An 11,628-nucleotide genomic window follows, 5' to 3' on the forward strand; every position below is an offset into this window, starting at 1 on the left:
CATGCCCCGTTTTGCTGCCAACCTGTCCATGCTGTTCACGGAAGTGGACTTTCCCGAGCGCTTTGCCATGGCCCGTGCCGCCGGCTTTGAGGGAGTGGAATACCTGTTCCCTTACGCCTATCCCAAAGACCTGCTCAGTCAGATGTTGAGTGACAACCAGCTGACCCAGGTGCTGTTCAATCTGCCGCCCGGCGACTGGGACGCCGGTGAGAGGGGGATCGCTTGCCTGCCGGATCGGGTTGAGGAGTTCCAGGCTGGGGTTCATCAGGCAATTGACTATGCCAAAGCTCTGGGCTGCCGGCAGTTGAACTGCCTGGCAGGGCTGAAGCCGGAGAGCGTCGCAGATGACGTTGCCTGGCAAACGCTCGTGGATAATGTTTCCTGGGCTGCGGCAAGGCTGTCGGAGGAGGGCATCACACTTTGCCTGGAAGCCATTAACTCACGGGTGGACATGCCCGGTTTCGTTCTGGATACCACCGGCAAGGTGCTCGCGTTGATTGAGGAGGTGGATGCAGACAACGCGCGCCTGCAATACGACCTTTACCATATGCAGATCATGGAAGGGGACCTGGTACGTTCGATGGAATGCCTGCTGCCCTGGATTGGCCATATCCAGTTTGCCGACAACCCCGGACGACACCAGCCGGGTACCGGGGAGATTAACTTTTCGAATGTTTTTGCAGCTATCGACGCCATGGGTTATGACGGCTGGGTGAGCGCGGAATATCGGCCCACCGGGGCCACCGGTGACAGTCTGGACTGGTTTCCGAGGAAAGTCTGACCGTCGCCATTGGCGACACCCTCTTACAAGATCGTAACTGGCCGGGTTGCCAACTTATTCGTACCCTTGTGGTTAATGTAATCCGCTATCGGGAGGAGAGCCGGTGAAAGCGCTGGTAATCGAAGACGATCAGGACGTTGCAAATTATCTTGTCAAAGGGCTGAAGGAATCCGACTTCGTGGTCGATCACGCAGCCGATGGCAAGGAAGGCATGATGATGGCGGCCAGTGAAGATTACGACATCATGATTGTAGACCGAATGCTGCCGGGAATGGACGGTCTGTCCATCATCAAGACAGTGCGTGCCACGGGAAACCAGGTGCCGGTTCTGATTCTCAGCGCCCTGGGTGATGTAGACGACCGTGTCGAAGGCTTGCGCGGCGGCGGCGACGATTACCTTACCAAGCCGTTTTCATTCACCGAGCTGTTGGCGCGTATCGAATCCCTGGTACGGCGTAATCGCCAGTCGGCGGAAACCGAGACGGTTTTGAGGGTGGCGGATCTGGAAATGGATCTGTTGGCCCGCACCGTCAAGCGGGCTGGCCAGAACATTGATGTTCAGCCCCGGGAATTCCGTTTGCTGGAATACCTGATGCGCAACGCCGGCCAGGTGGTGACCCGCACCATGCTGTTGGAGAAAGTATGGGATTATCATTTTGATCCCCAGACCAACGTAATTGACGTGCACATCAGCCGGCTGAGAGCCAAGATCGATAAGGAATTCGATACACCCTTACTGCAGACCATCCGGGGTGCAGGGTACATGTTACGTGAAACTGCTTAGCCAGCTCAGGACCTCGTCCTTCCAGCTAGCCCTGCTGTACATGGTGGTGTTTGCCACCTCGGTATTTCTCTTACTGGCCTTTATCTACTGGCGTACGGCGGGGTTCATGACCGCCCAGACCGACGAAACCATTGAAGCGGAAATCGCCGGCCTGGCGGAGCAGTATCGTGGCCGTGGCGTAAACGGCCTGATTACCATCATCCGTGAGCGTGTTGCCCGCGACCCCAACGCCAAATCCATTTACCTGCTGGCCACCGACGACTTCCTGAAACTGGCTGGCAATATCGAAACCTGGCCAGAAGGCAGCCGTTCTGAGAGCGGTTGGATCAATTTCACCCTGAATGAATCCGTGGGCTGGAGCGGTCCAGAACGCCTGGCCCGTGCCCGAATCTTCGAGGTTCAGGGTGGTTTGCGCCTGCTGGTCGGGCGGGATGTCGACGAACTCACCAGCCTCAAGCGGGTGATTGAAACCGCGATCAACTGGGGTATGGGGATCACCCTTGCGCTTGCGCTGCTTGGTGGCTTCCTGATGAGCCGAAGTACGACCCGGCGTATCGAGGTTATCAACAACACCTCACGTCGGATCATGAACGGCCACCTGTCCCTGCGGATACCAACCCGTGGCACCGAAGATGATTTCGACCAGCTGGCGGAAAACCTGAACCAGATGCTGGACAGGATTGTGTATCTGATGGAGGGCATCCGGCACGTTTCCGACAGCATCGCCCACGATTTGCGCACGCCCCTGACCCGACTCCGCAACCAGCTTGAAAACACCCTGATGTCGGTGGATAACGACGAGGCGAGAGAGCAGGCCGGCCGCGCCGTGGCCGAAGCCGACCAGTTATTGGCTACCTTTAATGCGCTGCTACGCATCGCCCGGCTCGAAACCCGTGGCAATGCCGCAGACATGAAACCGGTGTCGCTGGACGAGCTGGTAACTGATGCCTGTGAGCTCTACGAGGCGCTGGCCGAGGATAAAGACCAGTCGTTTGAACAGGCCCTGGAAAGCGGGGTGATGATTGAGGGGGACCGCGACCTTCTGTTTCAGATGGTCAGCAATCTTATTGATAATGCGATCAAATACACGCCGGAGCAGGGAGTCATCGGCGTTGCCGTTCGGCGTGAGAGTGCTGAGGCAGTCTTTGAAGTTCGGGATAGTGGTATCGGTATTCCCGATGCCGAGAAAGACCAGGTTTTCCAGCGCTTTTACCGGGTTGGCAAGAGTCGTTCACTACCGGGTAATGGTTTGGGGCTCAGCCTGGTAAGTGCTGTGGCGGAAATCCACCAGGGACGGATTATACTGAGCGATACTCACCCCGGGGAAGAGTCGCCGGGGCTGACCGTGGCTGTGAAAATGCCCGCCTTTACCGAAGCCCGCAAACGAATTCGCGCGGCCCAGGCCGAACAGCGGACGGAGTCAGCGACCGGGGAACCCCGAACCGACTCTCAGTCCACGGGCGTAAATACTCACTGACTGGCGCGGAACCGGTTGATCTTCGACAGCACCGGGCCGATCAGGGCGTCTTTGCGGGACTCGATCTCGTGGGTAATCCGTTCAACCTGGGAGCGGCGACGGTTTACTCGTACCTGAATGCTGTCCCATTCACCTTCCAGGTGTCTCTGCTCTGCCGCCAGAAAAGCCGCGATGTTGTGACGGTTGACCTTGCCGGTGATTCCGTACTGGTCCAGCCGATAGCCAAGGGCATCCACGCCATTCAGTGCGATGTTCAGCAACGTTTGGGTATTCATGTTGGTTTCTCCGAAAAACGAATCTGTAAGAAGTAATATCTCCCTAAGCTATGCTTCGATCCTAGAGTCTGCAACCTAATTCCGAAGGCCAGCGCTCGTAGTTTCCCTGACTAAAAGGTAATTCCTCGGCCACGCCGGTGTAATCAAGGATGTGCATAATTGAAACTGTAGCTTTGGAAGCCTGCAGATTTGTTGCTTGCTTCTCCCTCCAGCACAGCGCTAGCCTTACCCCGTTTTTACGGGGTTTTTTTATGCCCTTCCGATTTCTGATTCCCAACTGGCAGAGGACGTTGCGAAACCAATGACCCAGGTTCCCGGTAGTGGCGGCCCGCGCCCGAAATACATCACTCCGGAAGGCGAACGTGCCTTGCGTGATGAATTGCAGTATCTGTGGAAGGTAAAGCGCCCGGAAGTCACCCAGGCCGTCCGTGAGGCCGCTGCTCTTGGCGACCGCTCGGAGAATGCCGAGTACATCTACGGCAAGAAGCAGTTACGGGAAATCGATCGTCGGGTTCGTTTCCTGAGTAAACGCCTGGAAGAGCTGACCGTTGTTGACCGCTTGCCGGATGACCGGAACAAGGTGTTTTTCGGTGCCTGGGTGACGGTGGAAGACGAGGACGGTGATGAACAGACCTATCGGCTGGTAGGTGCGGATGAGTTTGATCTGACCAAAGGCTATCTCAGCATCAATTCACCGCTGGCCCGAGCCCTGATTGGCAAACGCCTGGACGATGAAGTGGGCGTTCGAACCCCGGAGGGCTGGAAGTCGGTGTTTGTGGTTGGTATCCGCTATCAGGCACCAGCCGACGACAAGTGAATGATGTCACAAAATTGGCGAGTGGCCGGGCAGCGTGTGTGATTTGTCGATAGACTGATCAAAATTTGTCACAACTGTATGCAGACAGGATAGTCTGCCGGGGTAATTGCCATGGGTATGCGTGGAAGGGCCAGGAACGTCCAGAGCAGGGTGAGCACACCGCTGGTGGTGGGCCTGCTTGCGGTTCCGGTTTTTACGGGCGGAGCGTTTGCGCAGAGCAACGTTCAGGGCAGTGCGTTTCAGTATGAGGAGCGCTCGACCATCGATACCATCCACCTGAATTCCATGGAGGAGGAGACCCTGGCCAACACGGTAATCGAGGGTGGTTTGTCGGCGCCGGCCGCAGGTGTTCCGCTGAAGCCCCGGGTGGAGGACGACTTTTACCTGGATCCGCTTGGGCTTCGCCCGGGCGACAATCGAACCGATCTTGGCCGTTCCCAGATTCCGGTGGAGTTCCGGTTCAGCAACCCCAAGTCCATTCCCGGGCAGACCCACAGCAACAACTACGTGATCCGTCCACCCGCGAACCGCACCTACGACGCTCTAAACGTCAATATGAACGAGCGCTGAGACAGGTATCAGGCAGCGGCGCAGCCATTGTTCTCGGCAGACGTCTTGCCCAGTACATCCTCATAGAAAAATGTCAGGGCCTGGCTGGCCTGATTGAACCGCGCCCTGGATACGCTCATACGATCTCTCAGGTACTCCAGGAATTGCTGGCGGTCTTCATTGGCCAGTGCGTCCGGATCCTTCAGATCGTTGAACAGCACAAATCGGGTGATCCAGTGCAGGTAGGTTTGCTCTGAGCGTTGATTGAGCTTGTGCTTGTGGATTGCGTCCTTGACCCGGCCCACAAGGCCTGGCTGGGATTGTTCCAGCGCCTCGGTGATGTCCATAAATAACTCTTCCTGATGAATTGGTATTGTTATTTTGCGCGCATCTTATGACAAGCGATTTACCAGCGCAAAGCTTTATTCAGGAAGATTGACTCTGGTCATTTTTCGACCAGAGTCTGGGCCGAAAACCAATTACTTAAGGGCTTCGAGTTTGTCGATGTACTTCTGCATGGCCTCATCGCTGGACATGCCCTTGGCCTTCTCCCAGGCATCAAATTTGGCACGACCGACAAAATCCATCATGCCCGGGCGCTTGCCGGACACATCGCCCTCAGTAGCCTGCTTATAGAGCGCATAGAATTCCAGTTTCATCTCGTTCGAGGGTTTGAAGTCGCCCTCGGCAGTCTGGATGTAGTTGACGGCTTCTTCGAAGCGGGTTTTCAGGTCACTCATGTTGATCTCCGTATGGTTTTACTTTGGTCCTGTTTGTTGCGCGAGTATAGCTAGCCGCTGTTCGAGCGTCATTGGCTGATTTTGGCTAAGGGGCTCTAAAGAAGGCGAATAGGATGCCATCAGGCATTGATGGTCTATGTTTGGACGATCAACGCGAAGATAAGCGGCGGCCCGACAGGGACGTCCGGTGGAGGCCAACGGCCGGAACGAACTTAATCGACTTGTTAAAACCTGCCATCAGGAACCACCGGGCTTAGCCAGCCGCACCGCAACGTTGCTGTGTTGCGATCCAGCTTGGGTCTCATGCTGTGAGCCGAAAAGATTGACCCACTGACCCTGAACCAAAAGCAACTCCCCATTGCCAGCCCTGTTCCCATTACTCGTACTGTAATTGCCAGCATAGTTGAATTGAAATTGGTCGGGCGAGCCCGCAACTGGCTTGAATTCGTAACCTATGGCCAACTCTCTTGAAGAAGCAAAGCCATTATCCTTGCTCGACACACTAACCTTTAAGAGACTGGACTCCCTGAGAAAACTTGGCAGCAGGTCGGAGGGTGCGCCATCGGTTTTGGTGGCCAAGCACTCACAGTACCGAACCTCCAATACCAGCGGTTTTTTAGCGAGATAGTCATCAGGAGCCGAGTTCTCGGCAAGGGCAATACTGGGGATCAAAGATAGAAAAAGCAGAGTAATTTGCGATGCGATCCGTTGCATATGACCTCCTGTATTTTCGTTTTAACAGCTAATTATACGAACGTGTTCGCCTATCACGCATTTGGGAGATTCACAGCGTTGGCCCTATTGGAAACATTTTGTTCAATAGAGTCATGTGCTTAACTACCGGATTCCAGCCCTCAATGCCTGAGAAATACGCCCACTCGCCTCTGAGACAGTTTCGTGGGGGCGTATATCTTCTAGAGCTTCCGCGCCGTTTCCGCTCTATATCAGAGGGTTATCGGTCATTCCCCGGTCTCCCCCCGGAGCTTTGCGAACGCATTCGTATAACTCTATCGTTATCCATAACGGCAGGGTAGTCCAAACGCCTGCATCCCACACACAAGTGGTGCCTTTGTTGAACAGTTCATAGTGTTTTCGGGGGCCTCGGTGATAACGTTTTGTTCTGAATCAGGAGCCTTTCGCCCGTAAAGGCACCAGGGAAGCAATCGTTTGAAAAGGAAGTCCTCTTGAAAGCATTCATAGTTTTGTTTTCTCTTTGCCTTATTCCCCTTGCTGCAAATGCCGGCGTCTACAAATGGGTCGATTCCAGCGGCCAGACCCACTTTGGAGACCGTCCACCGGCTAAAGCGGCATCAAGTGAAGTCGCGGTGAAGGCCGCTCCAGCCAGCGTGGATGCGGATGTTCGGCAACGCCACCAGAAAATGACCGAGTTCCTGGAGCAGCAGCAGGAGGAGCGTGAGGCGCGGCAAGTTGCGAATGCCAAGGCTGAGGAGAAAGCAGAGAAACGTGCTGAACAGTGCAAAAATCTTCGGGCGCGTCTTAAATTTCTCGCTAGCGTTTCGACCTTTTACAACCTCAACGATCAGGGTGAGAAGGTCTATGTGAATGAGGCCGAGAACGCTCAGATTCGCGAAGAGTTTCGCGCCAAGGTTCGGAAAACCTGCGGTAAAGGATAGTGCCTACCTTTACTCGATCATTGCCGGCGCTTGACGGGGATCAAGACTGACGAGGACAGCGAGCCATACACTGGGATGAGTCAAATACATCTGATCCCCCACAGTCACGGAGACTGCGCGAATGTCCCTGGAAAAACACGATCTGATTCACGAACTGCCGGAATCCAAAGAAGCCATTCATCTGCTGAAGACCAACAGCCATCACTTCGCCAAGCTGTTTGATGAATATCATGAGGCGGACCATGCCGTTCATCGCATTGAAACGGGCGCTGAAAACACGTCCGATGAATACCTCGAAACCCTCAAGAAGAAGCGACTGAACCTGAAGGACCAGCTGTTCGCGATGATTCGTGAATACGAAGCCTCAACGGCCGGCTGAGCATCACGCCCTCGTCACAAAAACGTCGTTCCGTCGTAACCCTCCTTGTGAACACTGATGATGCAGTATCATTCATTTCACAAGGAGCTGGTTATGAAGCTACGCACGATCCTGGGCCTGTTGCTCTGCACAGTTGCCTTCTCAACGGCGCAAGCTGCGCCGGGTAAGTCTCATCATGAATCCTGGGTTCCACCCGGTCTGGATGAGTGGAAGGATGTTCCTTCTCAATCCTGGCATAACCGCGCTGGCGGAAAGCAGCCTATCCAACTCGGGCCGCGGCCGTTCTGGCTGGTTGAGAACATGGATGAGAGCCCGCTGAAGGAGCGCCTGCAGTCCTGCACTACCCGCCATCTCAAGCGTTCGAATTTCTCCATAGGCCACCGTGGCGCCCCTCTGCAGTTTCCCGAGCACACTCTGGAGTCCTACGTTGCCGCCGCGCAGATGGGCGCGGGCATTGTTGAATGCGATGTGGCCTTTACCAAGGACCGTAAGCTGGTGTGCCGGCACGCCCAGAACGACTTGCACACAACCACCAACATTGTTGCGGTGCCCGAGCTGAACGCCAAGTGTACCCAGCCATTTGTCCCGGCCGATCCCGCTTCCGGTACTCCGGCCAAGGCGGAGTGTCGCACCAGTGATATTACCTTGGCCGAGTTCAAGTCCCTGAAGGGCAAGATGGATGCCTACAACCCCATGGCAACCACCCCGGAGGAGTATTTGGCTGGTACAGCCGACTGGCGCACCGATCTTTATGCCAGCCGGGGTACGCTGATGACCCATAAGGAAAGCATCGAGCTGTTCAAGGCGCTGGGGGTAAAGTTCACCCCGGAGCTGAAATCGCCGGTGGTGGATATGCCGTTTGAGGGTGACTACAGCCAGCAGGATTATGCTCGCCAGATGATCCAGGATTACATTGATGCCGGAGTTGAGCCGGGGAATGTGTGGCCCCAGTCGTTCAATCTGGAGGATGTGCTGTTCTGGGTGAATGAGGTGCCCCGGTTTGGCCGGCAGGCAGTTTTCCTTGATCAGTCAGCGCCCACATCGAAAAACACGTCATTGGCTTACATGGAGAGTCTTAAGGCACAGGGCGTGAATATTCTGGCGCCGGCCCTCTGGAAAATGCTGACGCTCGACAGCTACGGTGAGATTGTTCCGTCGGAGTACGCGGAGAATGCCCGCACCGCCGGTCTGGACCTTATCGCGTGGACGGTTGAGCGCAGCGGTCCACTGGAGAATGGCGGTGGCTGGTATTACCAGACAGTGACCGATGCCATTAACAATGACGGCGATATATTTCACGTGATCGATGTTCTGGCCGGTGAAGTCGGTGTGATCGGTATCTTCTCGGACTGGCCGGCCACCACCACGTTTTACGCCAATTGCATGGGGCTGGCGGGAGGCCCTTCGAAGGCGAGCCGGTGAGCTAAAGGCTGGTAACTCGTGCCTGAATTTCATGTGCTACTCTGAAAGAGCCTCCGCCAATATCAATCACGGGCGGGGGCTTGTTCTTATACTGGAAGCGCCAAATTAGCAGTAAATATATTGTTTAAGGAGGCAGAACATGGAAGCTAAATCTACTCAGGACGACTATAACCAGGTCAAGCGTGATCTTCAGGAACTGCGCGAGGATCTGGCAAAGCTGACCCGTACGGTATCGGAAAGCCAGAAAAGCAACATCAGCAGTCTGCGTGATGAAATCCGTAGGGAGAGTCGTGAGGCTCTCGATCAGGTCAGGCAAAGGGGCGATGAGGCCCTGCACCGTGCCAAGGATGCCGGCGATAAAGCGTTTCACGATGTTGAGAGCAAGATTGAGGAGCGGCCGTTCCTCAGTATCATCATCATGTTTTTGGCGGGCATTCTGGTGGGCAAGATGCTTGACCGCTGATCATGCTTGATTCCGCTCAGATACAGGGTGCGGTGCGTAAGGCTGCCGCTGCGGTCATCGGCCTGGTGTTGGCGATGGTCTTGCTCACCGCCCTGCTACTCTCCGGGTTTTATCTGCTTATTCAGGCAGCGGTTCTCGCGCTATCCCCATGGCTCGGCGAGGCCGGTGCCATGGCGTTGGCAGGTTTCGTTTGTCTGCTTTTGCTCGCGCTGGTGTTCCAGCGCCTGACACGCCCGGTTGCCGCCAAGAAACGTCGAGAGGCAGAAGATGGCCAGGCAAGCTCAGGTATCGATGCCGTTCGCAATCTGATCAAAGAAAACCCCATGGAAGCGGCTTTGATGGCCTTCGCGGTGGGTATCGCAGAGCAGAAAGATCCCCGGCTCAAAGCATTGCTTTTGGAGGGGGGCATGGTGCTGATGAAACAGGCGGAATCCACAGAACCTGATGCGCCCGGAGCCACTGACGTTGCTGATCCCGATGAGACAACCTCTTCAGGTCCCGGATCCACTCTCTAATTCGAAGTCATTGTTTTTGAAAAGTTAATTTCGGATTACCAGATCTTAGTTCTGTTTTAACCCGGTTGGGCGATCATTTCTTGTAGGGTGAGTTCAGGTAATTGAGAGGCAGCTTTCGATTGCCATGGAATGAAAGGACATTTGAACTCATTAGGAGGAACGCCCTATGAATTCCGCTATCCGTTTTACCAGTGCTGCACTTTTTACCGCCTCTGTTTTCACAGTTCCTGCCGCCATGGCTCAGGACAGCGTGGCGCGAGACCAGTCAGGCCCCTACATTAGCGGCAGCTACGGTGGCTACAAGTCCCATGGTGGGGAGTTCGAAGATGAGAATGATCTGCTAGGTGTCGCCCTGGGTTATCAGTTCAATTCGTTTTTCGCCCTGGAGGCGGAGTACATTGATTTTGGCAACTTTGGCGAGGATGACGTTGAAGGCAAGCTGAAAGGCTTTGGCCTGGGCGCCGTAGGCCGCCTGCCACTCACTGACAGCTTCGGCGTGTACGGTAAAGCGGGTGCCTTTGCTTCCGCTTTCGATGTGGATGCGTTCAATGAGAGTGAAACCTATGATGAGGTGTCGCCCTTCGTGGGTGCCGGTGTGGATTTCCGGGTAACGCCCCAGTTGACGGCATTCGCGGAATACAATCGCTACAACGTCGACATTGATAAAGAGGATTTCAACGGCCAGGTAACGAACAGTGGGCCGGAGTTCGATACCGGTCGGGTCGGCCTGAAATACCAGTTTTGACAGGAGCAAGGCGCAGCGTAAGGCTGCGCCTTTTCGGGTTTACTGAACGTTTTCCTGTTCACCAAACCGGTCGGCGAACAGTGCCGAGGAAAGGTACCGTTCCGCCGTATCGGGAAGCACCACCACAATGTTCTTGCCCTGGTATTCCGGCTGCTTGCTGATCCGCACCGCAGCCACTACGGCCGCGCCACAGGAAATGCCGCAGAGAATGCCCTCTTCCTGCATCAGCCGGTGGGCCATGTCCATGGCGTCTTCGTTGGTGACGGTCTCCACCTGATCGACCATTTCCATATCCAGGTTTTTAGGCACGAAGCCCGCACCGATGCCCTGAATCTTGTGGGGCGATGGCTTGGGATCTTCTCCGTTCATCACCTGGGTGATCACCGGGGAGTCGGCGGGTTCGACGGCAATAGTGGCGATCTGTTTGCCCTTGGTGCCTTTGATGTAGCGGGAAACGCCGGTTAACGTGCCGCCGGTCCCTACGCCTGCCACGAAGATATCGACTTCACCGTCGGTATCGTCCCAGATTTCAGGGCCGGTGGTGTCCTCGTGGATACGGGGATTGGCCGGGTTCTGGAACTGCTGGGGCAGGAAATAATTGTCGGGATCGGACGTGTAAATCTCTTCCGCTTTGGCAATGGCGCCAGGCATGCCTTTGGCTGGCTCCGTTAGCACCAGTTCCGCTCCCAGGGCTTTCAGCACCTTGCGGCGCTCCAGGCTCATCGAAGCAGGCATGGTCAGAATCAGTTTATAGCCCCGGGCGGCGGCCACGTAGGCCAGTGCAATACCGGTATTGCCGCTGGTGGGCTCGACAATGGTCATGCCAGGCTTCAGGGTGCCGCGTTTTTCGCCATCCCAGATCATGGCTGAACCAATCCGGCATTTGACGGAATAGGCCGGGTTTCGGCCTTCAATCTTGGCCCAGATGGTGGCGCCGTCATTAACACGGTTCAGTTTTACCAGCGGGGTGTTGCCTATGGACAGGGAATTGTCCTCGTAAATACGTGCCATGGGGTTCTCCTTATTCCATTGTTTTTACCCAGTCTA

Annotated in this window: 16 protein-coding genes; 11 read left to right on the plus strand and 5 right to left on the minus strand. The window is 55.4% G+C overall.

Going from position 1 to position 11,628, the window contains the following annotated elements:
• The first annotated feature begins 1 nt into the window (after position 1).
• The 3 genes from hyi to FMN52_RS10580 all read left to right on the plus strand — a co-directional run bounded on the left by hyi (position 2) and on the right by FMN52_RS10580 (position 3,042).
• Positions 2-781: a hydroxypyruvate isomerase gene (hyi, locus tag FMN52_RS10570; RefSeq protein WP_148608592.1), complete on the plus strand. Its 780-nt coding sequence runs from the start codon at positions 2-4 to the stop codon at positions 779-781.
• A 103-nt stretch (positions 782-884) separates the two neighbouring features.
• A complete protein-coding gene (locus FMN52_RS10575; protein WP_008175694.1) occupies positions 885-1,565 on the plus strand; it encodes a response regulator transcription factor in 681 nt (226 codons plus the stop codon).
• Positions 1,552-3,042 (plus strand): HAMP domain-containing sensor histidine kinase, encoded by a 1,491-nt coding sequence (locus FMN52_RS10580; protein WP_148608593.1) that lies wholly within the window; start codon positions 1,552-1,554, stop codon positions 3,040-3,042. The genes FMN52_RS10575 and FMN52_RS10580 overlap by 14 nt, the downstream gene beginning before the upstream one ends.
• Here FMN52_RS10580 and FMN52_RS10585 read toward each other — a convergent pair.
• The gene (locus FMN52_RS10585) at positions 3,036-3,317 is read right to left on the minus strand and encodes a hypothetical protein (protein ID WP_148608594.1); all 282 of its coding nucleotides are present in this window, start codon (positions 3,315-3,317) and stop codon (positions 3,036-3,038) included. The genes FMN52_RS10580 and FMN52_RS10585 overlap by 7 nt on opposite strands.
• A 301-nt stretch (positions 3,318-3,618) precedes the next feature.
• On the opposite strand from FMN52_RS10585, the gene greB reads away from it, so the two are divergent.
• Positions 3,619-4,134 (plus strand): transcription elongation factor GreB, encoded by a 516-nt coding sequence (gene greB, locus FMN52_RS10590; RefSeq protein WP_148608595.1) that lies wholly within the window; start codon positions 3,619-3,621, stop codon positions 4,132-4,134.
• A gap of 150 nt (positions 4,135-4,284) precedes the next feature.
• A complete protein-coding gene (locus FMN52_RS10595) occupies positions 4,285-4,704 on the plus strand; it encodes a hypothetical protein (protein ID WP_346341309.1) in 420 nt (139 codons plus the stop codon).
• Positions 4,705-4,712: 8 nt separating this feature from the next.
• On the opposite strand, the gene FMN52_RS10600 is transcribed toward FMN52_RS10595, so the two are convergent.
• From FMN52_RS10600 to FMN52_RS10610, 3 genes are all read right to left on the minus strand, one after another.
• Positions 4,713-5,030 carry a site-specific integrase gene (locus tag FMN52_RS10600; protein WP_148608597.1) on the minus strand — a complete coding sequence of 106 codons (318 nt, stop codon included), beginning with the start codon at positions 5,028-5,030 and terminating at the stop codon, positions 4,713-4,715.
• Between the two features lie 132 nt (positions 5,031-5,162).
• Positions 5,163-5,423, minus strand: a complete 261-nt coding sequence (locus FMN52_RS10605) for an acyl-CoA-binding protein (RefSeq protein WP_088558750.1) — start codon at positions 5,421-5,423, stop codon at positions 5,163-5,165.
• A gap of 237 nt (positions 5,424-5,660) precedes the next feature.
• Complete coding sequence (locus FMN52_RS10610; protein WP_148608598.1) at positions 5,661-6,137, minus strand: hypothetical protein; 477 nt, start codon at positions 6,135-6,137, stop codon at positions 5,661-5,663.
• A gap of 470 nt (positions 6,138-6,607) precedes the next feature.
• On the opposite strand from FMN52_RS10610, the gene FMN52_RS10615 reads away from it, so the two are divergent.
• The 6 genes from FMN52_RS10615 to FMN52_RS10640 all read left to right on the plus strand — a co-directional run bounded on the left by FMN52_RS10615 (position 6,608) and on the right by FMN52_RS10640 (position 10,581).
• Positions 6,608-7,057, plus strand: a complete 450-nt coding sequence (locus tag FMN52_RS10615; RefSeq protein ID WP_240339459.1) for a DUF4124 domain-containing protein — start codon at positions 6,608-6,610, stop codon at positions 7,055-7,057.
• Between the two features lie 121 nt (positions 7,058-7,178).
• Positions 7,179-7,436: a DUF465 domain-containing protein gene (locus tag FMN52_RS10620; protein ID WP_064229650.1), complete on the plus strand. Its 258-nt coding sequence runs from the start codon at positions 7,179-7,181 to the stop codon at positions 7,434-7,436.
• A gap of 93 nt (positions 7,437-7,529) precedes the next feature.
• Positions 7,530-8,858: a glycerophosphodiester phosphodiesterase family protein gene (locus FMN52_RS10625; protein ID WP_148608599.1), complete on the plus strand. Its 1,329-nt coding sequence runs from the start codon at positions 7,530-7,532 to the stop codon at positions 8,856-8,858.
• A gap of 139 nt (positions 8,859-8,997) precedes the next feature.
• Positions 8,998-9,321, plus strand: coding sequence for a hypothetical protein (locus FMN52_RS10630; protein WP_148608600.1), 324 nt, complete (start codon positions 8,998-9,000; stop codon positions 9,319-9,321).
• Between the two features lie 2 nt (positions 9,322-9,323).
• Positions 9,324-9,836 carry a hypothetical protein gene (locus tag FMN52_RS10635; RefSeq protein WP_240339462.1) on the plus strand — a complete coding sequence of 171 codons (513 nt, stop codon included), beginning with the start codon at positions 9,324-9,326 and terminating at the stop codon, positions 9,834-9,836.
• 166 nt (positions 9,837-10,002) lie between these two features.
• Positions 10,003-10,581: a porin family protein gene (locus FMN52_RS10640; RefSeq protein ID WP_148608602.1), complete on the plus strand. Its 579-nt coding sequence runs from the start codon at positions 10,003-10,005 to the stop codon at positions 10,579-10,581.
• A 39-nt stretch (positions 10,582-10,620) separates the two neighbouring features.
• Here the strand turns inward: FMN52_RS10640 and cysK are convergent, their stop codons facing one another.
• A complete protein-coding gene (gene cysK, locus FMN52_RS10645; RefSeq protein ID WP_148608603.1) occupies positions 10,621-11,592 on the minus strand; it encodes a cysteine synthase A in 972 nt (323 codons plus the stop codon).
• Between the last annotated feature and the right edge of the window lie 36 nt (positions 11,593-11,628).

The organism is Marinobacter sp. BW6 (assembly GCF_008107725.1).
Lineage (GTDB): Bacteria > Pseudomonadota > Gammaproteobacteria > Pseudomonadales > Oleiphilaceae > Marinobacter.

Excerpts from the sequence above, each read along its gene's own strand:
- hyi (WP_148608592.1), top strand. The coding sequence starts at position 2 with ATGCCCCGTTTTGCTGCCAACCTGTCCATGCTGTTCACGGAAGTGGAC.
- FMN52_RS10585 (WP_148608594.1), bottom strand. The coding sequence starts at position 3,317 with ATGAATACCCAAACGTTGCTGAACATCGCACTGAATGGCGTGGATGCC.
- greB (WP_148608595.1), top strand. The coding sequence starts at position 3,619 with ATGACCCAGGTTCCCGGTAGTGGCGGCCCGCGCCCGAAATACATCACT.
- FMN52_RS10600 (WP_148608597.1), bottom strand. The coding sequence starts at position 5,030 with ATGGACATCACCGAGGCGCTGGAACAATCCCAGCCAGGCCTTGTGGGC.
- FMN52_RS10605 (WP_088558750.1), bottom strand. The coding sequence starts at position 5,423 with ATGAGTGACCTGAAAACCCGCTTCGAAGAAGCCGTCAACTACATCCAG.
- FMN52_RS10610 (WP_148608598.1), bottom strand. The coding sequence starts at position 6,137 with ATGCAACGGATCGCATCGCAAATTACTCTGCTTTTTCTATCTTTGATC.
- FMN52_RS10620 (WP_064229650.1), top strand. The coding sequence starts at position 7,179 with ATGTCCCTGGAAAAACACGATCTGATTCACGAACTGCCGGAATCCAAA.
- FMN52_RS10625 (WP_148608599.1), top strand. The coding sequence starts at position 7,530 with ATGAAGCTACGCACGATCCTGGGCCTGTTGCTCTGCACAGTTGCCTTC.
- FMN52_RS10630 (WP_148608600.1), top strand. The coding sequence starts at position 8,998 with ATGGAAGCTAAATCTACTCAGGACGACTATAACCAGGTCAAGCGTGAT.
- FMN52_RS10635 (WP_240339462.1), top strand. The coding sequence starts at position 9,324 with ATGCTTGATTCCGCTCAGATACAGGGTGCGGTGCGTAAGGCTGCCGCT.
- FMN52_RS10640 (WP_148608602.1), top strand. The coding sequence starts at position 10,003 with ATGAATTCCGCTATCCGTTTTACCAGTGCTGCACTTTTTACCGCCTCT.
- cysK (WP_148608603.1), bottom strand. The coding sequence starts at position 11,592 with ATGGCACGTATTTACGAGGACAATTCCCTGTCCATAGGCAACACCCCG.